Here is a 23147-nt window from a genome sequence, read left to right as displayed (position 1 = left end):
AACGCACATATGAGACTTCAGGGAAAAACGGCAATCGTAACGGGCGGTGCTTCAGGCTTTGGAGCCGGAATTGTGCGAAAATTCACAGCCGAAGGTGCCAGTGTCCTGATTGCAGATTTGAATTTGGCTCTCGCGCAGGACGTCGCAAAAGAAACAGGTTGCAAAGCGGTCAAGGTCGATGTCGCCAGCAACGACAGTGTTCGATCACTTGCCGAAACTGCGTTGGCCGAACTCGGACGGGTCGATATTCTGGTCAACAATGCCGGCATCACTCATCTTCCAAAGCCAATGCAGGATGTGACGGAAGACGAGTTCGACCGGGTGCTGGCCGTCAATTGCAAGTCGGTTTATTTGACGGCCCGGCACCTGGTTCCTGCCATGACCGAAGCCGGCAAGGGCGCTATCCTGAATGTGGCTTCGACCGCCGGGCTCAGCCCGCGCCCGAAGCTCAATTGGTACAATGCCTCAAAAGGCTGGATGATTACCGCAACCAAAACAATGGCCGTGGAACTGGCTCCCGCCGGGGTAAGGGTCAATGCGATCTGCCCGGTTGCAGGGGAAACGCCGCTTCTGAAAAGCTTCATGGGCGAGGACACCCCTGAAATTCGCGCAAAGTTCCTGTCGACCATTCCAATTGGCCGCTTTTCGACGCCTGAAGACATGGGCAACGCAGCATGTTTCCTGTGCTCGGATGAAGCCGGCATGGTTACAGGTGTTGCCATGGAAGTCGATGGCGGTCGCTGTATCTGACTTGCCGTTGCTGAACTGGAATACCTGCCTTCCGCTAACGTCCTGATCCAATTGAATGCTTTGGTCCGCGATGGCGCTGTTTGGTGCCACGACGGATATGTGTGTCCGAATTTCTCCTGATTCTCGCGGATCGTCCCGCTGGACTTGTGTGTGTCTTTTTACAGTGAAAAGGCGGAAACGTGCGGTTTGTACGCTACTTGAAGCTTCTTTGTCCGACAAAATTTAACAATGTCAGACAAAGAATTTGCAATGTCTGACATTGTTCGTATTATGTCAGACAAAGTTGCGTTGCTTCTAAATGAACGAGAAAAGGCAGCATCGACTCATGTCGGCAGACCCAGAAAAAGTGCACGCTGATATCGACGAAGACGGTCCTCGTGATGTGCCCCGGGCTCTCATCAGATTGATTGAGGACGAAGGGCTGCAGGTTGGAGACAGGTTGCCTCCTGAGCTTGAGCTGGTTCGAAGGCTTGGTTTTGGTCGCTCCACAATCCGTGAAACCCTGAAAACCTGGGAAAGCATGGGAGTTGTCAGCCGAAACAAGGGCGCCGGCACCCGGCTAATTTCCGAGATTTCGAGAAATACGCTCAGGGTCGCTCTGACCATCAAGCACGAAGCTGAAAGCCTTCTGCGCATGCAGCAGGTGCGTCGCCCGCTCGAAATTGAGGCCGTAAGGATCGCGACCCGGCTTGCCACGCCCGAGCAGCGCAGGATCATCAGTGCTCGCGCTGCGGAGCTTATGGCGATTTACGAAGTTGGCGAAGACTGGCGGCCCGCCGACAGCCGTTTTCACAATGCCATTCACGAGGCAACTGGAAATCCGCTCTTCAAGCAGTTTATCGAACAAATCCAGAAAGCTTTTCACGACATTTACGAAACGCCCTTTGGTACGCCTCATCTGGGGCAAGAGACCATTCCTCTTCACCGTCCGCTCGCTGACGCGATCATTGCCGGAGATGAGGACAAGGCTGCGGACCTGACGGCGACCATCATCGACATGGTCTGTACTGCAACGCAGAAATTTTCCGAGGCACACAATGGTTGACTCAGTGCCGGAGAATTATTCCATCCAGACACTACTTGCTGCTGCTGCAACCGAGTTTGGTGGGGCCGTGACGCCACCAATCATGCAGACCTCTTTGTTCACATTCGACAATTACCGCGCTTTCGCGGAGCGGATGGCCGGGCGCTCCGATGACCCGCTCTACACCCGCGTTCAGAACCCGACAGTCTCCGCATTCGAAAACCTGATCGCCAAGGCGGAAGAGGGGGAAGCTGCAGTTGCCTTTGCTTCCGGAATGGCGGCGATTTCTTCTGCCGTAATGGCATTCATAAAACCCGGCGACCGGATTGCATGTGTCGAGAATGTCTATCCGGATGCATACAGGTTCTTTGAAAGGATGCTCCGCCCGTTCGGGGTGGAAGTAACCTATCACTCTGTAACGGCATTCGAGACGGACGAGAACCTGCTTGCAGGTGCACGCATTGCCTACCTGGAGAGCCCGAACACAGTTGTTTTTGAGGCAATGGACCTTCCAGCTGTCGCAGCCCATGCCAAACGTCATCAAACACTCACGATGATCGACAATTCCTGGGCAACACCGCTATTTCAGCAACCGCTGACGCTCGGCATCGACATCGTCTTGCACTCGGCTTCGAAATACCTTTCAGGGCACTCAGATACAGTTGCGGGTGTTGTGGTGGCGAAGCGGGACCTGATCGACCAGATCCGTGAGCTCTCGCTGGCGCTTCTGGGCGGCAAACTGGCACCATTTGAAGCTTTCTTGCTAACGCGTGGACTGAGGACGCTGACAGCGCGGATGCGCCAGCATCAGGCCACTGCAAATCATTTCGTCGACAAGTTGTCCGCACACGCGCTTGTCAAAAGAGTTCTTTCACCTGGCCCGAATGTTGTTCCCGGACTGACCGGCCGCTCGGGGCTGATGTCGGTGGAGCTCGATGAAGCCGTGGACATTCCTGCGTTCGCAGACACCCTGAAACTGTTCCGTCTCGGGGTGAGCTGGGGTGGATTTGAGAGCTTGGTCCTGCCGACGAAAATCGCACTCGAACAGGCGGGCGAACAAAATTCAATGCAGCGCTTTGGCGTCTCCGACCGAATTGTTCGCCTGAGCTTGGGGTTGGAAGACCCCAATGACCTTTGGGCTGACTTCGAAGCGGCCCTGAGTACAAGCGCCCACCGATAAGCGGCGTGTCTATGACGAAACCCCAAACAGTGGAGTTGATCATGAGGGGATTGATAGGAGCAACTAGCGCACTTGCCATAATGGCGAGCTCAGCGGTGAGCGCGGAAAGTCTGAAACTGGTGGAAGTGATCACCAGCCCGGAGCGAACCAAGGTCCTGCAGCAACAGGTTGAGGTTTTCGAAGCCGCCAATCCTGGAACTGAGGTGGAAATCGTGTCGCTGCCCTGGGGGCAGGCGTTCGAGAAGTTTGCAACCATGGTTGCTGGAGGAGACATTCCTGACGTGGTTGAAATGCCGGATCGCTGGGCCGGTATCTACAAGGACAAGCTGGTCGATCTGAACAGCCGGATTGCCGATTGGGAGCACGGCGAAACGCTGACCCAAAAAACAATCGACATGGGACGGCAGACAGACGGCAAAACCGCGCGAATGATCCCTTACGGTTTCTACCTTCGCGCCCTGTTCTACAACAAAAAGCTACTGGAAGAGGCCGGTGTCGGTGAGCCGCCGAAGACCATGGCGGAATTCATGTCCGCGGCAAAGGCCGTGTCCGAACTTGACGGAAAATACGGATATTGTCTTCGTGGTGGACCGGGTGGTCTGAATGGCTGGATCATGATGGCCGCCACCATGAACGGCAATAACACCTTCTTCGACGAGAACGGCAAGAGCACCCTCAATCAGCCCGGTTCGGTGGAAGGGATCCAATTTCTGATCGATCTGTACCAGAACGGATATGCGCCAAAGGATGCCGTGAGTTGGGGCTTTAATGAGATTGTGGCCGGTTTCTATTCGGGTACCTGCGCATTCCTCGATCAGGATCCTGATGCTCTGATCGCAGTGGCCGAGCGCATGGAGGCCGACAGTTTTGCGGTTGTTCCAATGCCGGTTGGGCCGGCAGGCAAAGCCTTCCCGACCATCGGTTTCGCCGGCTGGGCAATGTTTGACACGACGTCCAATGAGGACCTTTCCTGGAAGCTGATTGCGCATCTGGCCAGCCCAGAGGCAAACAAGGAATGGGCAAAGCGTGTGGGCGTTATCCCGATCCATGAGGGCGCCGAGCAGGATCCGTATTTCAAGACCGAACAGTTCAAGGGCTGGTTCGATACACTGAACGGTGACCAGTATGTGCCGACGGTAATGCCGACCTACCTGGAACAGTTTGGATATTTTGCGGATTCCATCGCCTTGGAAAGCAGTCAGGAAGCTTTGTTGGGCCAAATCAGCGCTCAGGAAGTCGCCGACAAATGGGCTGAATTTCTGACCGAAGAATATGCCCGCTGGAAAGCTGCACAATGATGTCGACTACTAAACCTGCGCCCGGGAAACCCCGGGCGCGGCCTTCTTTCTATTTCCGATACCTGGTCGAACCGTATCTCTATATTTCGCCGGCATTTGTTCTGATCGCACTTGTGATGCTGGTGCCATTGGTTATTGGCGTGTCTTATGCCTTTCAATCCGTTTCGCTGCTGCGCCCGTTCGAGACCGGTTGGGTCGGAACTGAGAATTTTCAGGCGCTTTGGACGGACAGGAAATTCTGGTTGGCGCTTAAAAACACCTTCTGGTGGACCCTTGGTTCGATCTTCTTTCAGTTTTTTCTCGGTTTGGGCCTGGCACTTCTTTTGAATACCCATTTTTACGGCAAACGGCTGGTTCAGGCGCTCGTATTCCTGCCATGGGCTGTTCCAACATTTCTTTCAGCTCTGACTTGGGCCTGGTTGTTCAATCCGACAATTGGGCCGCTGCCGCACTGGCTGGCCGCGCTCGGCATTTTGTCTGAGCCTTACAATATCTTGGGCGATCCGGATCTGGCAATGTGGGGCCCTATCACTGCGAATGTCTGGTTCGGGATTCCGTTTTTTGCCATCACGCTGTTGGCAGCGCTGCAGTCGATCCCCGGCGAACTCTATGAGGCAGCCGAAATCGACGGAGCGACCGCCTGGCAAAGCTTCACCAAAATCACCCTGCCGTTCCTGGCACCGATGATTGCCATCACTGTCATGCTGAGAACGATCTGGATCGCGAATTTCGCCGATCTCATTTTTGTCATGACCGGTGGAGGCCCCGCCAACTCAACGCAGATTCTGTCGACTTACATCTTCACAACGGCATTCCGGAAACTCGATTTCGGCTACGCATCGGCGATTGCGGTCGCCTTGCTGGTACTTTTGCTGATTTACGCTGTCATTCTGCTGGTTCTGCGCCGCAGACTGGTCAAGATCTGAGGTTCGTCATGAGTGCGCTTCGCAAGTCCTCACCCTTGGCCGTGACCGGGAAATATCTGGCTCTGGCCTTTTATCTGACCTTTGCGCTGTTCCCGCTTTATTGGCTGGCGAAAATCGCGGTGACACCGGACAAGCTCATTTTCTCGGAAGGAACCGCGATGGTTCCCAGCAGTTTCACTTTCGAGAATTTCAGAACGGTCCTGATCGCAACGGACTTCCTGTCCTATTTCAAGAACAGCCTGATCGTGTCCCTTGGGACCGCGGCCATCACCACCTGCGTGGCAGCTGCGGCAGGGTATGCATTTTCGCGCTTTGACTTCCGGGGCAAACGCCTTGTAATTGCGTTGATGTTGATCACCCAGATGTTTCCGCTGCTGATGATCATTGCACCGATCTACAAGATCGTGGCTGCCGTCGGATTGCTGAACTCGCTGACAAGCCTGATCATCGTCTATACGGCCTTCAATGTTCCCTTCGCCACATTCCTGATGCAGTCCTTTTTCGACGGCATTCCAAAGGACCTGGAGGAGGCCGGAATGATTGACGGCTGCACGAGGTTTGAAGCGCTGCGAAAGATCATTCTGCCCCTGACCCTGCCTGGACTGGGAGCAACACTTGGTTTCATCTTCACAGCGGCATGGAGCGAATTGCTCTTTGCGCTGATGTTGATCAACTCCAATGACACGATGACATTCCCTGTCGGGCTCTTGACGTTCGTCTCGAAGTTCTCGGTCGACTGGGGACAGATGATGGCCGCCGGTGTCCTGGCGCTTGTGCCATCCTGCCTCTTCTTCATTTTCATTCAGCGCTACCTGGTCCAGGGGCTTACCTCTGGCGCCGTCAAGGGATAGGAGCTCAAAATGGCCCGTATCGAACTGCAAAGCATCGCAAAGTCCTATGGTTCAGTTGAAGTCCTGCGTGACATTAACCTGACGATCGAAGACGGCGAGTTTATCGTGCTGGTCGGTCCATCCGGCTGCGGCAAGTCTACCTTGTTGCGCATGATCGCCGGATTGGAACCGATTTCGGGCGGTGAATTCACCATCGATGGCAGGCGCATGAACGAGGTTCCGCCCCGCGACCGTGACATGGCCATGGTGTTCCAGTCCTATGCGCTCTATCCGCATATGGACGTTGCTCGAAACATGGGCTTTTCGCTTGAAATACGGAAAGCGGCGGCTGAGGATCGTCAGTCCAAGATACAGGGCGCTGCGAAGACACTGGGTCTGACGGGATTGAAGGAGCGCCTGCCAAAACAGCTTTCGGGTGGCCAGCGTCAGCGTGTTGCAATGGGCCGCGCAATAGTTCGCGACCCCAGCGCATTTCTCTTTGATGAACCCTTGTCGAACCTGGATGCGGCCTTGCGTGTTGAGATGCGTCTTGAAATCGCTCGCCTTCACCAGCGCCTTGAAGCGACGATGATCTATGTTACGCACGACCAGGTTGAGGCATTGACCCTGGCTGACAGGATTGTGGTTCTGAATGGAGGCGATATTCAACAGGTCGGAACACCGCTCGACCTTTACGAGCGGCCGGCAAACAAGTTTGTTGCGCAGTTCATCGGGTCTCCGACCATGAATGTGCTGCGGGCCGAAGCCAAAGGCGACAGTATTGCACTTTCCGGTGGCACCAGAATTCAAGTCGAAGGAGACGTGCCTGCATCCGGTGTGAGCGAGCTTGGAATACGCCCGGAACACATTCACGTGGCAGGATCGGAAGCCGCTCAATTCAGCGGTAGGGCCGAACTGGTCGAACATCTCGGTTCGGACACAAATATCCATGTTCAGGTCGACGGGATCGGACCGTTTCTTGTTCGCGAACATGGACACGTGCCGGTCAACACAGGAGATGAGGTCGGTCTCTTCATCGATCCGGAAAAGGTTCATCTTTTCGCAGAAGACGGGCGGTCTTTGCGTTAGTCCAGTTGGGGAAAGACGGCGGTCCTTTTCACCGTTCCGTAGACGAAACTTGTGTCGATCGAGGCAATGCCGCCGATAGGGTGGATGCGTGTTCGAATGAAGGTTTCGTAGGCTTCCAGATCAGAGACCACCACGCGCAACTGATAGTCCATTGCACCGGTCAGGACATGGCACTCCAGGATCTCCGGGATGGTTTGAACGTGCCGCTCGAAACGCTGAACGTCTTCTTCATTGTGGCGCTCCAGCCGGATCCGGACAAAGACGGTGATCGGCAGCCCGTATGCAGACGCGTCCACATCGGCCATAAAACCGCGGATCGCGCCTGAATTCTCCAAATTGCGAAGGCGGCGAAGGCAAGGAGACGGCGATAGATTGACGGTGTCCGCGAGGTCCTGATTGGTCATGCGTCCGTCACGCTGCAGTGCCCGGATGATTTGACGGTCTTTGGCGTCCATGAATGTCTTTTCTGGCAGAAAATGCTAATTCTATGTTCCAAATTAGCATATTTTGAAATCAAATGCCTCTCAATCTTTCCTAAGTTGCTTCAAAGCAATTCGGGAGAACACTATGAGCATGTACAAGGGTTTTGCCAGCCGAGCGATCCACCACGCTTACCGGCCTTCGGACAACGAGGGATCGCTCACGCCGCCACTGCACTTGAGCTCCACATTTGTCTTTGAAACCGCAGAAGCAGGCGGTGAGATGTTCGCGGGCGAACGGCCCGGGCATATCTATAGCCGCATCTCAAATCCGACCCTTGATCTCCTTGAACGCCGGATTGCCGATCTTGAAGGTGCGGAGGCAGGTTTGGCGCTGTCTTCCGGCATGGGCGCGATTACCGCAACTCTTTGGACACTCGTTTCACCAGGCGACGAAATCATCGTTGATGAGACGCTCTACGGCTGCACATTTGCATTCATGCGCCACGGCTTGACTCGGTTCGGAATTAAGATCTCGCACGTGGATATGACCGATCCGGAGAAACTGCGCGATGCGATCTCGAACAAGACGCGGATTGTCTATTTTGAGACACCGGCGAACCCCAATATGCGTCTCGTCGACATCAAGGAGATTTCCGAAATCGCCCATGAGGCAAGTGCGACCGTGATTGTCGACAACACCTATGCGACCCCTTATCTGACACGTCCCATCGAACTGGGTGCAGACATCGTTCTGCATTCGGCAACCAAGTATCTGGGCGGTCACGGGGACGTTGTTGCCGGTCTCGTGGTTGGCTCGGAGGAACAGATCCAGGAGATCCGGCTTGTCGGTATGAAGGATATGACGGGTGCGGTCATGGCACCATTCAGCGCACTGCTAATCTTGCGAGGGCTGAAGACGCTGGCTTTACGTATGGATCGGCATTCGTCATCGGCGATAGAAGTGGCCCGTTGGTTGGAGGCACAGCCCTCAGTTTCCAAGGTGTTTTACCCGGGGCTTGAGAGCTTTGAGCAGCATGATCTTGCAAAAACGCAGATGCGGCAGCCCGGTGGCATGATCGCCTTCGAACTGACCGGAGGATTGGATGCCGGCACCAGCATGATGAACGCTCTGAAGATGATCCAGCGGGCAGTGTCGCTGGGGGATGCCGAAACGTTGATCCAGCATCCGGCCTCCATGACGCATTCGACCTATACGCCTGAAGAACGCGCGGCTCATGGCATCAGCGACGGATTGGTTCGTCTTTCGGTTGGGTTGGAAGAGGTTGACGACATTCTGGAGGATTTGCAGCAGGCCCTGCCGAGAGAAACCGTGGCTGACGCCGCCTGACGGTCAAGGTGTCCGGGCAACAGCGGATTTCACCCGGCGAAGCGGGATGGAACTCTCAATGTTCGCCACACCGGGCACACGTGTGAGCTTGCCTGTCAGGAATGTCTCAAAACTGGCCAGGCCGGTGGTTGCAACGCGCAGAAGGTAGTCGCGGTTACCGGTCATCAGCCAGCAATCAACAACTTCGGGAAATCCCTGGATCGCTGTCTCGAAGCGTTCAAGGCTGACATCGACCTGTTTGTCCAGTTGAACCGATACGAACACCGACACTTCGTAGCCCAGTTTCATTTCGTCGATCAGGGCGCAGTATCCGGTGACCACACCATTTTCCTCCAAGTGCCGCAGCCTGCGCGCAACCGGTGTCGGGCTGAGGCCGACTTTCTCGGACAGGTCTTGTATGGAAATTCGCCCGTTCTCGCGCAATTCACGCAGGATCTGGATATCAAACTGATCGAGATTAACTGAAACCACTAGGTTTTCCCGTTTTTGAAGCGAATACATCTATTTTCTAGCCCTGGTGACTATGAAAAAGCAAGAAACCAGCCCGAACTGACCGTTAGGTTGGTCGTCAAAAGAGAATTGGACGAAATCGGCATGACATCGAAAACGGCGCATCTCAAGACGATCGAGCAGCGGCTTTTGTGGCTGTCTCACTGGATGATCCACAACGCCAATCACGTTCGGCCAAAGGCTGATGGCATCAAGGTGGGTGGGCATCAGGCAAGTTCGGCATCGATGGTGTCGATCATGACGGCGCTCTACTTTTCAGCGCTCCGTCCCGAAGACCGCGTTGCCGTCAAGCCGCATGCATCGCCGCTGTTTCACGCGATCCAGTATCTCATGGGCAATCAAGACCTGGAAAAAATGAAAAATTTCCGGGGGTTTCATGGTGTCCAGTCCTATCCTTCCCGCACAAAGGATATCGATGATGTCGATTTTTCAACCGGCTCAGTCGGTTTGGGTGTCGCGATCACGTCGTTTGCCTCTCTCGTTCAGGATTTTATAGCTGCAAAGAACTGGTCAAAGGCCCGGACCTTGGGGCGGATGGTGGCATTGGTTGGGGATGCTGAGCTGGACGAAGGCAATGTCTACGAAGCACTTCAGGAAGGTTGGAAGAACGACCTCAGGAATTGCTGGTGGATCATTGATTACAATCGACAGTCTTTGGACGGGATTGTCCGGGAAGGATTGTTTGACCGGGTCGAGAAGATCTTCGACGCCTTTGGTTGGGATGTCGTCCGCGTCAAATACGGCGCTCTGCAGCAGGCAGCCTTCGATGAACCTGGTGGTGCCAGTCTGAAGCAATGGATTGATGCGTGTTCCAACCAGGACTATGCGGCCTTGACCTTCATGGGAGGTGCTGTCTGGCGCAAGCGGCTCATGGATGACCTCGGCGACCAGGGCGAAGTGAGCGCTCTCATCGACAGTCGGTCCGATGACGGGCTTGCCGCACTGATGGAAAACCTTGGAGGCAACTGCACCGAGACAATGGCCGCGGCTTTTGACGCGATTGACCACGACCGTCCGACATGTTTCCTCGCCTATACGATCAAGGGTTGGGGCACACCGATTGCCGGTCACAAGGACAACCATGGCGGCTTGATGAACAAGACCCAGATGGCCGCTTGGCAGGCTCATATGGGGGTCGGCGAAGGAGATGAATGGGAGCCCTTTGCAACGGTTGAAGATGTTGCTGCATTCAAGGGATTTTTGAATGAAGTCCCATTCTTTGCCAAGGGACCAAGGCGTTTCACCGCTGACAGGATCGATGTGCCGCCAATTGAACTCAGTTCAGATCGGGAAATCTCTTCCCAGATGGCATTCGGCAAAGTGCTCGACGATCTGTCGAAAGGTGACAGCGAACTTGCGCAGCGGATCGTGACAACGTCTCCGGACGTGACGGGGACCACCAATCTTGGACCTTGGGTAAACCGGCGCAAACTCTTTGCCCGTACCGCCATGGCCGACGCTTTTATCGAACACCGGATTCCATCGACCGCCAAATGGGAATTTACACCGGAAGGTCAGCATATCGAACTTGGCATTGCCGAGATGAACCTGTTCCTGTTGCTGGGCGCAGCCGGTTTGTCGCATTCGCTCTTTGGTGAGCGGTTGATTCCGATTGGAACGGTCTACGATCCGTTTGTTTGCAGGGGGCTCGATGCACTCAACTATGCCTGCTACCAGGATGCCCGTTTCATGATCGTCGGTACGCCGTCCGGGGTTACTCTGGCCCCGGAAGGGGGCGCACATCAGTCAATCGGAACACCGCTGATCGGTATGAGCCAGGATGGGTTGGCTGCCTTCGAGCCGGCTTTTGCCGACGAGCTGGCCGTGATCATGGAATGGTCTTTCGACTATCTGCAGCGGGATGGGGAAGGGGACCCGGACGAGCGTACCTGGCTTCGCGACGAAACCGGCGGTTCGGTCTACCTGAGGCTCTCTACCAATCCGATTGAGCAGCCGGTCAATCGCGCAGACAACGTTTTCAGACAAGGTGCAATCGATGGTGCATATTGGCTGCGCAAACCGGGGCCGAACTGTGAAGTGGTAATTGCATACCAGGGTGTCGTTGCGCCCGAGGCCATCAAGGCGGCTGGGTTGCTTGCAGGAAACCGACGCGATGTCGGCGTTCTGAGCGTTACGTCCGCAGATAGGTTGAATGCCGGATGGACAGCAGCGCAGCGAGCTCGGTCTCGCGGCCATGCCGGTGCAAGATCGCACATTGAGATGCTCATGGGCGATTTGCCGGCCCACTGCCGCCTGATCACTGTTATCGACGGGCATCCTGCGACGCTTGCCTGGCTTGGCGGAGTTGCCGGGCATCAGACAATCCCGCTCGGGGTGGAGCATTTTGGTCAGACCGGGACGATCTCCGATCTTTATCGTCATTTTGGCATCGATGCCGCTTCGATTGTCGAAAAGGTAAGCGGTCTGACGCCAGGCCCGGCAATTTAGCCACTTCTGCACACGATAAGCCCTATCGCGTTTGAAGGGCTGGCACGCCCGCACCTGCGCTCAGGTAGAGCGCAGGTCATACGTTGCTTTTCACGGTTCCAGATACAGGCCGCGAAATTCTTTCACCGTGCTGAGGCTAAGCAGCGTTTTCATTTGTGACACTGACGGGATCTGCGAGAGCCTGTTCCGATAGAGCTTCTCGTAAGCAGCGGTGTTTTTCGCGACAAGTCGAATGAGATAGTCGAATTCTCCCGATATCAGATGACATTCGAGAATTTCGGGCATTTTCGCGATCGCGCTTTCAAAGGCCGTGATGTCGTCGGTGCGCGCGCTTGTCAGTTTGACTTCGATAAAGACCTGGATCTCCAGATTCAGCGCACTTCGCTCCAGCCGCACCGTATAGCCTGAAATCACGCCATTTGCTTCCAGCAGTTTGACCCGTCGGTGACAGGCCGAAAGGGACAGGCCAACCTGTTCAGAAAGCCTGGCCATGGAGATGCGGCTGTCAATTTGCAAGGCTGTAAGAATTTTCTGGTCAATGGCATCCATGAGAAATATTCCGAAAACTCCGCTTAATTTCGATAATTATTCATAAAATATCCTAATTTTGCCGAAATTCGAGAACTTTTATGATCGAGTGCTGGCTAAATTTACCTACGGCAAAACGCCGCACGACAGGGGAAAATAATCATGTCTAAGAGGATCGTCGTCGGATATGACGGCAGCGAAAACGCCATGAACGCAGTGGAGTTCGCGGTTGGTTTGGCAAAGGCGGGAGGAGCAGGGCTCGTGTTAGCCCATGTGCTCGAGTGGTCGCCCTATACTTTCCTGACACCTACGGAAATTGAAGAACGGCACGCGAGACGGAACGAGGAACTGGAACGGGCGCAAACTGCCGTACTGGAACCCGTTCTGACCAAACTGGCCGGTACCGGGCTCGAGGTTGCCTCGGAGCTGCGCTACGGTCACATCGCAGAAACGCTCATCAAGATTGCGGAAGAAGAAGGAGTGGATCACCTCGTGATCGGTCGTACCGGCCAATCCAAACTGTCATCACGCATCTTCGGTTCCGTTGCCGGAAGTCTGGCACAGGCAGCGCCTGTTCCGGTCACCATCGTTCCGTAAGTCTTGGAAGGCGAAATTCAAATGAAAAACATCAGTGCTGCGGTTCTGGCCGCATTCGCCTCGCTTTGCGTATCCGCGCCGGCGATGGCTCAATCGATTGACGAACAGATCAATTCAGTTTTTGCAAGTTCCACCGGCTGGTTCGTCAGCTTCATCTTCAGCCCGTTTCCGGGAACGTCCTTTCCCTGGATCGTTGCCTGGCTGGTGATCGCCGCGACAGTTTTTACAATCTACTTCGGCTTCATTCAGTTTCGGGCTTTCCCGCATTCTATAGCCCTCGTCAAAGGCGATTACTCAGACCCGAATGACGCGGGTGAGGTAAGCCACTTTCAGGCACTTGCAACGGCGCTATCCGGCACTGTCGGACTTGGAAACATTGCCGGTGTTGCTGTTGCCGTTGGCATCGGGGGGCCGGGAGCGACTTTTTGGATGATCCTTGCGGGCCTGATGGGAATGGCCTCCAAATTCACCGAGTGTACGCTTGGCGTCAAATACCGGAATGAGTACTCCGACGGCACCGTTTCCGGTGGACCAATGTACTACATGACCAAGGGTTTTGAGGAACGCGGCCTGCCTGCAGGCAAGATCCTGGCTGTTCTGTTCGCGATCTTCTGTATCCTCGGTTCGCTTGGCGGCGGGAACATGTTCCAGGCCAACCAGGCTCATGCTCAGATCGCAAATGTCGTTGGCGACTATCCTGGCTGGATCACCGGTCTGGTGTTTGCAGCAATCGTATTTGCGGTCATCGTCGGCGGACTGAAATCCATTGCATCAGTGACGGAAAAAGTCGTGCCGTTCATGGGTGTTCTTTATGTCATCACTGCTCTGGTTATCATTCTGATGAATGCTGACAAGATCGGTTGGGCGTTCGGTCAGATCTTCGAAGGGGCGTTTACAGGTCTTGGAGTTGCCGGCGGTTTTGTCGGTGCACTTATTCAGGGTTTCAAACGGGCTGCATTCTCCAACGAAGCCGGCGTCGGCTCCGCGGCGATCGCACACTCCGCGGTTAGGACAAAGGAACCGATCACGGAAGGCTTCGTTTCTCTCCTGGAACCATTCATCGACACCGTTGTGATTTGTACGATGACGGCCCTCGTGATCATCATCACCGGTCAGCTGGTTTCCGATCCGCAAACGGGTCTCTACCTTCTCAATGAGGGCGGAACCGCCATTCAGACTGTTGATGGCAACTCAGGTGTTGCTCTGACATCGGCGGCCTTCTCCGCTTCATTCGGCTGGTTCCAGTACATCCTCGCAATTGCGGTTGTCCTGTTTGCTTTCTCGACGATGATCAGCTGGTCCTACTACGGCCTGAAAGCCTGGACCTTCCTGTTCGGTGAAGGCAAGACCAAAGAGCTTGTGTTCAAGGTCATCTTCTGCATCTTCGTTGTTATCGGAGCAGCAGCAAGCCTGGGCCCGGTGATCGACTTCTCAGACGCAGCGATCTTCGCAATGGCGGTTGTCAACATCATCGCGCTTTATGCGCTGATGCCGATCGTCAAGCGGGAGGTCAACAGCTACCTGAGCCGTCTGAAATCCGGTGAAATCAAGAAGTACGGCTAACTGCGCAGCAGCTCAGCCAAAAAAATCCGAAGCCGCCCCTAGTGGGCGGCTTCATGCTGTCTGTAGATCCGTTCTGGCTTCAGCGCTCATCGCTGCTGAGCACATTGGGGGTTTAACCTCATAGGGGCTTGGGGGAACGGATCTCACCTCTTTCTCATGGCGTTCACCGCGCTTGGAGCTGACGCAAGCTCATGTATTGCTGGAAGAGAGAGATTAAGGAGATGCCGAACCTTTATTTGAAAGTCCTTTGTGAAAAAATGTCACCGCTTGCGGGGCACGGGCAAATGTTGAGTGCCGCCCTGGCTGCACTATGCCTTCTTGGAGCTGTCGTTGGACTGCCGGCTTTTGCGACGGCGGCCCCTGGTCAGTTCTGTGCGAGCCACGGCAGCCAGATGATTTGCACGGGGCACACGGGTCCAAGAGGAGACTTGATGTTTGCCCAATATGCTCCAGCCTTGCAGAGCGGGCTTTATTTTGGCGTTTGGAAAGACGGGCGCCAGATGATCGAACGCGTCAATGCTTCCCCAAGCGAGATCGTGATCACACGGATGGCTGGTGGTGACGTGGATGGCAAGACCTCCCGCTATATCCGCAGTGGTGCCAGCCAGTACAATTCCGCTTCCGGACACAGGATCTTCGTGACCGGTCCGAACTCCTTCACATGGACAAATAGCAGTGGCCAGAACGGAGTGTCGTACACCCGGCAATAGAACGCCTGGTTACAGCTCTTTTTCGTCGCGTTGAAACGATCAACCCCGGCTCGTGGCCGGGGTTGTCTGTCTTGAGGACCTTAGCTGATCTGTGTCAGCAGCTTGTCGAGGCTGGCCTTGGCATCGCCGTAATACATTCGCGTATTGTCTTTGAAGAAGAGCGGGTTTTCGATGCCGGAATACCCGGTGCCCTGGCCGCGTTTGGAAACGAAGACCTGTTTGGCTTTCCAGACTTCCAGCACCGGCATGCCGGCAATCGGTGAGTTCGGGTCGTCCTGTGCCGCCGGATTGACGATGTCGTTGGAGCCGATAACGATGACGACGTCCGTTGATGGGAAGTCATCGTTTATTTCGTCCATTTCCATCACAATGTCATAAGGCACTTTTGCTTCAGCCAGCAGCACGTTCATGTGACCGGGCAAGCGGCCGGCAACCGGGTGGATTGCAAATCGAACGTCTTTGCCCTTGCCACGCAGGCGCTTGGTCAACTCGCTGACCGACTGCTGCGCCTGGGCAACTGCCATGCCGTAACCCGGGACGATGATGACGCTGTCTGCATCGTCCAGCGCCGCGACAACGCCGTCGGAATCGATGGCGATCTGCTCGCCTTCCACTTCCATGGCAGGACCGGTCGTGTTGCCGAAGCCTCCAAGGATCACCGAGATGAAAGAGCGGTTCATCGCCTTGCACATGATGTAGGAGAGGATCGCACCGGACGAGCCGACAAGAGCACCGACGACAATCAGCAGATCGTTGCCGAGCGAGAAGCCGATGGCGGCAGCGGCCCAGCCTGAATAGGAGTTCAGCATCGACACCACAACCGGCATATCGGCGCCGCCGATGCCCATGATGAGGTGATATCCGATGAAGAATGCGAGCAATGTCATCAGGATCAGCGTCCAGATTCCGGCTCCGTTCAGGAAAAGAAGGAGCAGAATGACGCTGAGAGCAGCCGCGCTCGCATTCAGCATATGACCGCCCGGAAGCTTTTCGGCTTTCGATGTGACTTTGCCTGCCAGCTTGCCGAAGGCAATGACCGAACCTGTAAAGGTCACAGCACCAATAAACACACCCAGGAAAACCTCAACGCGCAGGATTGACTGCTCAATCGGCGTTTTGTGGGCGAGGATAGCGGCAAAACCCTCCAGCGCATGGCGTTCCTCTTCGCTCATGCCGTTGACACGCACGAGTTCGATATAGGCGTTAAAGCCCACAAAGACGGCTGCAAGACCCACCAGCGAGTGCATCGCGGCAACAAGCTGCGGCATCTCTGTCATCTGAACGCGCTGAGCGACATAGTAGCCGATGATGCCGCCTGCAGCGATCAACGCGACTGACAGGAGCCAAAGGCCCGAGCCTGGGCCAATCAGTGTCGCGACAACAGCCAGCGCCATGCCGGCGATGCCGTACCACACAGCGCGTTTCGCACTTTCCTCACCCGAAAGACCGCCAAGAGACAGAATGAAAAGAACAGCCGCGACAACATAGACGGCAGTCGTAAAACCGAATTCCATCGTTCGGCCTCCTTAAGATTTCTGGAACATGGCGAGCATGCGCCGGGTGACGAGGAAACCGCCGAAAATGTTGATCCCCGCCATGAAGATGGAGACGCCGGCAAGCAGGATAACCAGGAAGGATCCAGACCCGATTTGCATCAAGGCCCCAAGAATGATGATCGAGGAAATCGCGTTCGTCACCGCCATGAGCGGTGTGTGTAGTGAATGGCTGACGTTCCAGATAACCTGGAACCCGACAAAGACCGAAAGCACGAAAACGATGAAGTGCTGCATGAAACTTGCCGGCGCGACAAGGCCGACAAGGAGCAGCGCCAGACCGCCGACTGCGAGCAGCGTGACCTGTTGTTTGGTTTGTGCCTTGAATGCCTCAGCCTCCTGCTGACGCTTTTCTTCAGGTGTCAGCTCCTTCGGCTTTTCCTTCGATTTTGCTGCGATCGCCTGAACCTTGGGTGGAGGCGGGGGGAAGGTGATCTCCCCTTCGAAGGCAACAGTTGCACCACGGATGACGTCATCTTCCATGTTGTGGGCGATCTGGCCGTCTTTTTCCGGCGTCAGATCTGTCATCATGTGGCGAATGTTGGTGGCATAAAGCGTCGAAGACTGGGACGCCATCCTTGAAGGGAAGTCGGTGTAGCCGACAATGGTAACACCGTTGTCCGTAACGACTTTTTCGTCCTTGACGGTTCCTTCGACATTGCCGCCGCGTTCGGCCGCAAGATCGATAATGACAGAGCCTGGTTTCATGGCCTTGACCATGTCTTCAAGCCAGAGTTTCGGAGCGTCCCGGTTCGGAATCAGCGCAGTTGTGATGACGATGTCCATTTCGGGAGCAAGTTCGCGGAATTTGGCAAGTTGGGCCTCCCGAAACTCCGGCGACGACACGCTGGCATATCCTCCGGTCGCCGCACCATCCTGCTGTTCTTCTTCGAAATCCAGGTAAACGAATTCAGCACCCATGGATTCCACTTGCTCGGCGACTTCCGGACGAACGTCAAAGGCGTAGGTCACTGCGCCGAGAGACGTAGAGGTGCCGATCGCTGCAAGCCCAGCCACACCGGCGCCAACAACAAGAACCTTTGCGGGAGGAACCTTGCCCGCCGCCGTGATCTGGCCGGTGAAAAAGCGGCCGAAATTGTTGCCGGCTTCAATAACGGCTCTATACCCGGCGATATTCGCCATGGAGCTGAGCGCGTCCATTTTCTGGGCACGCGAAATGCGCGGCACCATTTCCATGGCAATGACGTTGGCGCCCTTGTCCTTGGCAGCTTCCATCCCGGTTTCGTTTCCGCCCGGATTGAAAAAGGAAATCAGGGTCTTGCCCTTGGTGAGGTAACCAAGTTCCTTGTCATCCGGCTGGCGCACTTTGGAAATGATATCGGATCGTTTCCAAAGGCTTGGTGCGGTCTTGATAACCTCGACACCGGCTTCCTTGTAAGCCTCGTCCGAGAACCCTGCTGCTTTGCCTGCACCACTTTGGATCACGCAAGAATAGCCGAGTTTCTGGAGTTGCTTAGCCGATTCCGGGGTCATTGCCACACGGGCCTCCCCGGGGAAGGTTTCCTTCGGTGTGCCGATTATCAGCGCTTCTGACATATGTCGCTCCAAGATGGTGACCGGGAGAGGCCAATCGAAAATTTACCCACGCGATCAGACGTTGAGGACGTCGACAAACCGGGGGGCATGCATGTGTGCAGCGCATATAGAAACAAAAAAACTACTTATGACAAGGTGCGATTGCCTTAGAATTGGGCGGTATTTCCGCGCAGCTTTATGAAAGGCGCTAAACTTTATCGCACAGCTCGGGTGCGGAAATGAGAAAACGACGTTGCTTGCAACGCAATTCCTTTGCCGAATTACTAAGAATTTCGAATTGATTAGTATTTTTTTGCGCTGCGCAATCTGTGAGACAGTTGGCTCACTACACGGCAATTAATATGACATTTTTCGCCGCGCCCCCGTTTTCAGGGGCCGCGGCGAACTGAGATGCCTACTCCGCTGCTGCCTCGGCAGCCGGTTTGAGATCAAGATCAGAGGCATCGTGGCGCTCCGGAACTTGTTCGGCTTCCTCGCCCCAAACACGATTGACCCGGCGTCCGCGATCAACCGCGGGACGCGCATCGATCTTCTCCGCCCAAGCTTTCACGTGTTTGTAGTCATCGACCGCCAGGAACTCCGCGGCGTCATAAAGCCTTCCAAGCACCAGACCGCCATACCAGGGGAAAATGGCCATATCGGCAATCGAATAGTCATTGCCTGCAATAAAGGGTCTTTCAGCGAGCGTCTTGTCGAGCACGTCGAGCTGGCGCTTGGTTTCCATGGTGAAGCGGTCGATCGGGTACTGGAATTTTTCCGGTGCGTAGGCATAAAAGTGACCGAAGCCACCTCCGACATAAGGAGCTGACCCCATCTGCCAGAAGAGCCAGTTCATGGTTTCCGTGCGCGCAGCAGGATCTTTCGGCAGGAACGTACCAAATTTTTCAGCGAGATAGACCAGGATGGCGCCAGATTCAAAAACGCGGGTTGGTGTTCCGGTGCTGTGATCCATGAGGGCAGGGATTTTGGAGTTCGGGTTGGCGCCGACAAATCCGCTGGTGAATTGGTCGCCTTCATTGATGCGAACGAGCCAAGCGTCGTACTCCGCGCCCTTGTGTCCGAGCTCAAGCAACTCTTCCAGCATGACTGTCACCTTCACCCCGTTCGGCGTGGCAAGCGAATACAGCTGCAAGGGGTGTTTGCCGACAGGAAGATCCTTTTCCTGTGTTGCACCCGAAATTGGTCGATTGATGTTGGCGAATTGGCCGCCGCTGGGTTGCTCCCAGGTCCAGATTTTTGGTGGCGTGTATTCGGAAGAGTCGCTCATGTGAATTGGCCTCCGGAACGGAATTGACGATAGTGTATTCAGATCATCGGACTTCCGCCTGAAAACGGAATCCATCGCAATCTTACGATCAAATAGGGTGTCATGTCGGAATTGCCTAGAGGGCAATTCAATTTCATTGAGAAAGACGCTGGATAGGTAGCTCCACGCACCGCCATGCCACCGCCCCAGAGCGGTCAAAGCGATCCCGGCAGAACACCGGTCCTGACCAGCGGATGCGCAGATGCCCAATTCGGCAGATCGCATATAGCATCCCGGCTGAAACTGGGTTTGTTCAGGTTCAGCCGGAATATACGCTGTGTGAGGTACTACAAATGACTGCGGCCAAGCGCACTACCCTCGTACGACATAGACTGAACAATTGGAGTGCCGGACAACGCGGGCCGCGTTCGGTCCAAGCAGGAACTCCTTCAGGTCCGGTTTGTGAGCTCCGATCACAATAAGGTCCGAACCGGCCTGTCGCGCCGCTTCCAGGATTTCTTCATAGATGGAGCCGGCCGCAACCAGATGCCTGACATCCTTGTTGCGTTCCGGACCGAGAACCCTGCCGACCGTGTCGGTCAATGCCTGGCGTGTTTTGGAGACCATCTCACCCTGGAAATTCTCGTCGAAATAGGAGCTGACGAGAGTCACGCCGAAGTTCGGCACGACAGTGATCACATCAAGCTGCGCTTCGTCGAGGCGCGCGAGTTTGTCCGCGGTTTCCAGAACCTTCATGTCGTCCTGGTGGGAGACATCGATAGCGCACAAAATGGATTTGACGGTCATGCCGGTGCTCCTTCCAGGCGGCCAGCACGTGCGCGCTGGACCAGATAAATCAGGATCAGAAGTGCGAAGCCGGGAATGAAAATCAGTTCCTTCGGCAATTGGGCAACCTCAATCTGTGCAGTGTCGATGATAACGGGTTCATCGGCATAGAAGTCGAAGTTGCTCATGGCTTCGAAGAATGGTGTTCCCGGGAACGGTTCTTCCAGCTTGAGAACGCCGTCTTCCTCCAGAACGGTCAGGCCAAGCGCACTCAGACGCGCGTCGCCGCCATCCTCGCCGCCAGGTGACAGGACAAGGGTCGTTGCCGTTGTCAGACCGGTATCGAAGTCGGGACCGCTGACCTCAACACGAATTTCCTCTCCTGCAGGTGCATTGCCGACAGCCTGAACAAATTCGGTTGGTGGAACCTGCTCAAAAGGAGGCTGGATCCTGTTCATGAAGAAGTCCGGACGGAACAGCACGAACGCAACCAGAACCAGAGCAATGCTCTCGTAGATTTTGTTGCGCGTAATGAAGTGTCCCATGGTCCCGGCCGTGAACACCAGGATTGCGACGGTGGCGACAATGAAGACGATTATGCCCTGTATCCAGCCGACATCGATCAACAGGAGATCGGTGTTGAAGATGAACACGAATGGCAGCGCAACTGTCCGGAGCGAATAGAAGAAAGCCGTAAAGCCCGTTTTTATCGCGTCGCCCCCCGACACCGCGGCCGCGGCAAAGGAGGCAAGTCCCACGGGTGGCGTCACATCCGCCATTATGCCGAAATAGAACACAAACAGGTGCACGGCAATCAGCGGCACAATGAGGCCGGACTGGGCGCCAAGCTCGACCACGACGCCGGCCATCAACGAAGACACGACAATGTAGTTCGCGGTTGTTGGAAGGCCCATGCCAAGCACCAGCGAAAGCACGCCGACAAATACCAGCATCAGCACCAGATTGCCGCCGGAGACGAATTCCACGAGATCTGCCATGACCTGACCGATGCCGGTCAGCGTCACGGTTCCGACGATCACACCCGCGGTCGCCGTAGCAAGACCGATGCCGATCATGTTACGGGCACCGTCAATCATGCCGTGAACAAGGTCGCTCACGCCTTCCTTGAACGCTTCGACCATTTCATTTTCGCCGCGGAAAATTGCCTTGATCGGACGTTGCGTGAGCAGGATCACGAAGAGCAGGGCAGTAGCCCAGAAGGCTGAGAGGCCCGGTGACTTCTGCTCGATCATCAGGAAGTAGACCAGAACAATGATCGGCAACAGATAGTAGAGGCCGGCCTTGTAGATCTCGGAAATCTCTGGAAGCGTGATTTCCTTGGCATTCGGATCGTCCGGATGCAGGTCGTCAACGCTGGCTGCCAGTTTGAGAAGTGCCAGATAAGCAACGAAAACCAGTGCTGCAAGTATCCAATTGGCCCCGGCGGGCACGAGTGCGACGATCCAGCCGATCGGGAACTGGATGACGTAACAGAGCACGGCAAATCCGGCGAAGAAGAAGAACATGCCAAGTACGGTGCGCAGCGTCGAAACAGCCTTGTGACCGATTGTCGGCATGTTTCGCTTCACGGCTTCCAAATGCACGATATAGACCAGCGCGATATAGGAAATCAGAGCTGGCAGGAATGCGTGGGTGATCACTTCAACATAGGAAATGCCGACATATTCAACCATCAGGAAGGCCGCAGCGCCCATAACCGGTGGCATGATCTGACCGTTGACCGAAGAGGCGACTTCGACAGAACCGGCCTGTTCGGAAGTAAAGCCGACCCGTTTCATCAGAGGAATGGTGAATGTGCCTGTGGTGACAACGTTGGCGATAGAGGAACCTGAAATCAGGCCAGTCGCGGCTGAGCCCACGACAGCAGCCTTTGCCGGACCGCCTTTAAGGTGACCAAGCGCACCGAATGCCATCTTGATGAAGTAGTTGCCTGCGCCCGCCTTATCCAGGAGTGCACCGAACAGCACAAACAGGAATACGAATTTGGTGGAAACGCCGAGCGCAATTCCGAAGACGCCTTCGGATGTGATCCACATGTGGCTCATGGCCTTTTGGAGGGATGCACCCTTCCAGCGGATAACTTCCGGAACCCAGGGTGAGGAACCGAAGAAGACATAAAGCAGGAAGATCGTTGCCACGATCGCCATTGCCGGGCCGAGCGCGCGTCTGGCCGCTTCGAACAGGACAATGACCCCGGCTAGCGCAAACCACTTGTCAGTGTGGTCGGCCAGGCCGCCATTGTTGACGATCTTTTCATAGAAGAAGAAGCCGTAGAGCGCGATGAACGCCCCAAACAGGGCAAGGATCCAGTCCTGAATGGGGACATGATGGCGGGGGCTCGATTTCAGCGCCGGATAGGCCATGAAAGCCAGAAACATGGAGAACGCCAGGTGGAACTGACGGCTGTTGTTGATCAGATCCGAAGGCAGAACATTGTAGACAATCGGAGATGCCAGCAGGACCTGAAAGCATGACCATGTCAGGGCAATGCCCGCAATCAGCAGACCGACCGCACCGGCAGGATTTCTCGATCCGGAATCAGAGGCGGCAACTAGTTCTTGAAGTTCTTCTTCAGAAAGGCCTTGCCCCTTTGCCTGCCCGTTCTGTTGGTTCTGCTCTGACATTAAAATTCCCCCGGTCATCCGGCTGATCAACAGCGCCGGCACTGTTCAAATTCAACGATCGGGCAGGACGCAATCCTGCGCCTAGATCAGACTTTTTAGTTCTGGAGAGCGCAAGCGGTCGTGAAGAATTGAAATTG

20 protein-coding genes are annotated in these 23147 nt (G+C 55.2%); 12 read left to right on the top strand and 8 right to left on the bottom strand.

Annotated features, from left to right (window positions below; translation table 11 throughout):
- Positions 1 to 9 precede the first annotated feature (9 nt).
- The 7 genes from Q0835_RS02275 to ugpC all read left to right on the top strand — a co-directional run bounded on the left by Q0835_RS02275 (position 10) and on the right by ugpC (position 7097).
- Positions 10 to 750 carry an SDR family oxidoreductase gene (locus Q0835_RS02275; protein ID WP_298958154.1) on the top strand — a complete coding sequence of 247 codons (741 nt, stop codon included), beginning with the start codon at positions 10 to 12 and terminating at the stop codon, positions 748 to 750.
- 325 nt (positions 751 to 1075) lie between these two features.
- On the top strand, positions 1076 to 1795 hold the full coding sequence (locus Q0835_RS02270; RefSeq protein WP_298816232.1) for an FCD domain-containing protein: 720 nt from the start codon (positions 1076 to 1078) through the stop codon (positions 1793 to 1795).
- A complete protein-coding gene (locus tag Q0835_RS02265) occupies positions 1788 to 2954 on the top strand; it encodes an aminotransferase class I/II-fold pyridoxal phosphate-dependent enzyme (protein WP_298958153.1) in 1167 nt (388 codons plus the stop codon). Before Q0835_RS02270 ends, Q0835_RS02265 begins: the two co-directional genes overlap by 8 nt.
- A gap of 41 nt (positions 2955 to 2995) precedes the next feature.
- Positions 2996 to 4252, top strand: a complete 1257-nt coding sequence (locus tag Q0835_RS02260; protein WP_298958152.1) for a sugar ABC transporter substrate-binding protein — start codon at positions 2996 to 2998, stop codon at positions 4250 to 4252.
- Positions 4249 to 5178 (top strand): sugar ABC transporter permease, encoded by a 930-nt coding sequence (locus Q0835_RS02255; RefSeq protein ID WP_298816238.1) that lies wholly within the window; start codon positions 4249 to 4251, stop codon positions 5176 to 5178. The genes Q0835_RS02260 and Q0835_RS02255 overlap by 4 nt, the downstream gene beginning before the upstream one ends.
- Before the next feature lie 8 nt (positions 5179 to 5186).
- Complete coding sequence (locus Q0835_RS02250) at positions 5187 to 6029, top strand: carbohydrate ABC transporter permease (protein ID WP_152502494.1); 843 nt, start codon at positions 5187 to 5189, stop codon at positions 6027 to 6029.
- A 9-nt stretch (positions 6030 to 6038) separates the two neighbouring features.
- Positions 6039 to 7097: a sn-glycerol-3-phosphate ABC transporter ATP-binding protein UgpC gene (gene ugpC / locus Q0835_RS02245; protein ID WP_298958150.1), complete on the top strand. Its 1059-nt coding sequence runs from the start codon at positions 6039 to 6041 to the stop codon at positions 7095 to 7097.
- Here the strand turns inward: ugpC and Q0835_RS02240 are convergent.
- Positions 7094 to 7552, bottom strand: coding sequence for an Lrp/AsnC family transcriptional regulator (locus tag Q0835_RS02240; protein ID WP_298816243.1), 459 nt, complete (start codon positions 7550 to 7552; stop codon positions 7094 to 7096). The two genes, ugpC and Q0835_RS02240, sit on opposite strands and share 4 nt — an antisense overlap.
- A gap of 112 nt (positions 7553 to 7664) precedes the next feature.
- Here Q0835_RS02240 and Q0835_RS02235 point away from each other — a divergent pair, with 112 nt between their 5' ends.
- The gene (locus Q0835_RS02235; RefSeq protein ID WP_298958148.1) at positions 7665 to 8867 is read left to right on the top strand and encodes a methionine gamma-lyase; all 1203 of its coding nucleotides are present in this window, start codon (positions 7665 to 7667) and stop codon (positions 8865 to 8867) included.
- Between the two features lie 3 nt (positions 8868 to 8870).
- Here Q0835_RS02235 and Q0835_RS02230 read toward each other — a convergent pair whose 3' ends face one another.
- Complete coding sequence (locus tag Q0835_RS02230; RefSeq protein WP_298958147.1) at positions 8871 to 9338, bottom strand: Lrp/AsnC family transcriptional regulator; 468 nt, start codon at positions 9336 to 9338, stop codon at positions 8871 to 8873.
- 123 nt (positions 9339 to 9461) lie between these two features.
- Between Q0835_RS02230 and Q0835_RS02225 the strand changes: the two genes are divergently transcribed.
- Entirely contained in the window at positions 9462 to 11825 is a 2364-nt protein-coding gene (locus Q0835_RS02225; protein WP_298958146.1) for a 1-deoxy-D-xylulose-5-phosphate synthase N-terminal domain-containing protein, read from the top strand.
- Positions 11826 to 11915: 90 nt separating this feature from the next.
- Here Q0835_RS02225 and Q0835_RS02220 read toward each other — a convergent pair whose 3' ends face one another.
- On the bottom strand, positions 11916 to 12374 hold the full coding sequence (locus Q0835_RS02220; RefSeq protein ID WP_298816251.1) for an Lrp/AsnC family transcriptional regulator: 459 nt from the start codon (positions 12372 to 12374) through the stop codon (positions 11916 to 11918).
- A gap of 141 nt (positions 12375 to 12515) precedes the next feature.
- Between Q0835_RS02220 and Q0835_RS02215 the strand changes: the two genes are divergently transcribed.
- The 3 genes from Q0835_RS02215 to Q0835_RS02205 all read left to right on the top strand — a co-directional run bounded on the left by Q0835_RS02215 (position 12516) and on the right by Q0835_RS02205 (position 15223).
- A complete protein-coding gene (locus tag Q0835_RS02215; protein ID WP_298958145.1) occupies positions 12516 to 12950 on the top strand; it encodes a universal stress protein in 435 nt (144 codons plus the stop codon).
- 21 nt (positions 12951 to 12971) lie between these two features.
- Positions 12972 to 14513 (top strand): alanine/glycine:cation symporter family protein, encoded by a 1542-nt coding sequence (locus Q0835_RS02210; protein WP_298958143.1) that lies wholly within the window; start codon positions 12972 to 12974, stop codon positions 14511 to 14513.
- A 221-nt stretch (positions 14514 to 14734) separates the two neighbouring features.
- A complete protein-coding gene (locus Q0835_RS02205) occupies positions 14735 to 15223 on the top strand; it encodes a hypothetical protein (RefSeq protein WP_298958141.1) in 489 nt (162 codons plus the stop codon).
- An 80-nt stretch (positions 15224 to 15303) separates the two neighbouring features.
- On the opposite strand, the gene Q0835_RS02200 is transcribed toward Q0835_RS02205, so the two are convergent.
- From Q0835_RS02200 to Q0835_RS02180, 5 genes are all read right to left on the bottom strand, one after another.
- Entirely contained in the window at positions 15304 to 16737 is a 1434-nt protein-coding gene (locus Q0835_RS02200; protein ID WP_298816258.1) for an NAD(P)(+) transhydrogenase (Re/Si-specific) subunit beta, read from the bottom strand.
- Positions 16738 to 16749: 12 nt separating this feature from the next.
- On the bottom strand, positions 16750 to 18321 hold the full coding sequence (locus tag Q0835_RS02195; protein WP_298958602.1) for a Re/Si-specific NAD(P)(+) transhydrogenase subunit alpha: 1572 nt from the start codon (positions 18319 to 18321) through the stop codon (positions 16750 to 16752).
- 406 nt (positions 18322 to 18727) lie between these two features.
- Positions 18728 to 19600: a glutathione-dependent disulfide-bond oxidoreductase gene (gene yghU / locus Q0835_RS02190; RefSeq protein WP_298958139.1), complete on the bottom strand. Its 873-nt coding sequence runs from the start codon at positions 19598 to 19600 to the stop codon at positions 18728 to 18730.
- Between the two features lie 351 nt (positions 19601 to 19951).
- Positions 19952 to 20386, bottom strand: coding sequence for a universal stress protein (locus Q0835_RS02185; protein WP_298816261.1), 435 nt, complete (start codon positions 20384 to 20386; stop codon positions 19952 to 19954).
- Positions 20383 to 23010 (bottom strand): TRAP transporter permease, encoded by a 2628-nt coding sequence (locus Q0835_RS02180; protein WP_298816263.1) that lies wholly within the window; start codon positions 23008 to 23010, stop codon positions 20383 to 20385. The genes Q0835_RS02185 and Q0835_RS02180 overlap by 4 nt, the downstream gene beginning before the upstream one ends.
- Positions 23011 to 23147: the final 137 nt, after the last annotated feature.

The organism is uncultured Roseibium sp., assembly GCF_947499295.1.
GTDB lineage: Bacteria > Pseudomonadota > Alphaproteobacteria > Rhizobiales > Stappiaceae > Roseibium.
This window is presented reverse-complemented; position numbering and strand designations above follow the sequence as displayed.

What these genes read in the sequence shown, in the direction of transcription:
- Q0835_RS02205 (WP_298958141.1), top strand. Translation starts at nt 14,735, where the DNA reads ATGCCGAACCTTTATTTGAAAGTCCTTTGTGAAAAAATGTCACCGCTT.
- Q0835_RS02210 (WP_298958143.1), top strand. Translation starts at nt 12,972, where the DNA reads ATGAAAAACATCAGTGCTGCGGTTCTGGCCGCATTCGCCTCGCTTTGC.
- Q0835_RS02200 (WP_298816258.1), bottom strand. Translation starts at nt 16,737, where the DNA reads ATGGAATTCGGTTTTACGACTGCCGTCTATGTTGTCGCGGCTGTTCTT.
- Q0835_RS02260 (WP_298958152.1), top strand. Translation starts at nt 2,996, where the DNA reads ATGAGGGGATTGATAGGAGCAACTAGCGCACTTGCCATAATGGCGAGC.
- Q0835_RS02250 (WP_152502494.1), top strand. Translation starts at nt 5,187, where the DNA reads ATGAGTGCGCTTCGCAAGTCCTCACCCTTGGCCGTGACCGGGAAATAT.
- Q0835_RS02220 (WP_298816251.1), bottom strand. Translation starts at nt 12,374, where the DNA reads ATGGATGCCATTGACCAGAAAATTCTTACAGCCTTGCAAATTGACAGC.
- yghU (WP_298958139.1), bottom strand. Translation starts at nt 19,600, where the DNA reads ATGAGCGACTCTTCCGAATACACGCCACCAAAAATCTGGACCTGGGAG.
- Q0835_RS02275 (WP_298958154.1), top strand. Translation starts at nt 10, where the DNA reads ATGAGACTTCAGGGAAAAACGGCAATCGTAACGGGCGGTGCTTCAGGC.
- Q0835_RS02270 (WP_298816232.1), top strand. Translation starts at nt 1,076, where the DNA reads ATGTCGGCAGACCCAGAAAAAGTGCACGCTGATATCGACGAAGACGGT.
- Q0835_RS02235 (WP_298958148.1), top strand. Translation starts at nt 7,665, where the DNA reads ATGAGCATGTACAAGGGTTTTGCCAGCCGAGCGATCCACCACGCTTAC.
- Q0835_RS02185 (WP_298816261.1), bottom strand. Translation starts at nt 20,386, where the DNA reads ATGACCGTCAAATCCATTTTGTGCGCTATCGATGTCTCCCACCAGGAC.
- ugpC (WP_298958150.1), top strand. Translation starts at nt 6,039, where the DNA reads ATGGCCCGTATCGAACTGCAAAGCATCGCAAAGTCCTATGGTTCAGTT.
- Q0835_RS02240 (WP_298816243.1), bottom strand. Translation starts at nt 7,552, where the DNA reads ATGGACGCCAAAGACCGTCAAATCATCCGGGCACTGCAGCGTGACGGA.
- Q0835_RS02225 (WP_298958146.1), top strand. Translation starts at nt 9,462, where the DNA reads ATGACATCGAAAACGGCGCATCTCAAGACGATCGAGCAGCGGCTTTTG.
- Q0835_RS02180 (WP_298816263.1), bottom strand. Translation starts at nt 23,010, where the DNA reads ATGTCAGAGCAGAACCAACAGAACGGGCAGGCAAAGGGGCAAGGCCTT.
- Q0835_RS02255 (WP_298816238.1), top strand. Translation starts at nt 4,249, where the DNA reads ATGATGTCGACTACTAAACCTGCGCCCGGGAAACCCCGGGCGCGGCCT.
- Q0835_RS02215 (WP_298958145.1), top strand. Translation starts at nt 12,516, where the DNA reads ATGTCTAAGAGGATCGTCGTCGGATATGACGGCAGCGAAAACGCCATG.
- Q0835_RS02265 (WP_298958153.1), top strand. Translation starts at nt 1,788, where the DNA reads ATGGTTGACTCAGTGCCGGAGAATTATTCCATCCAGACACTACTTGCT.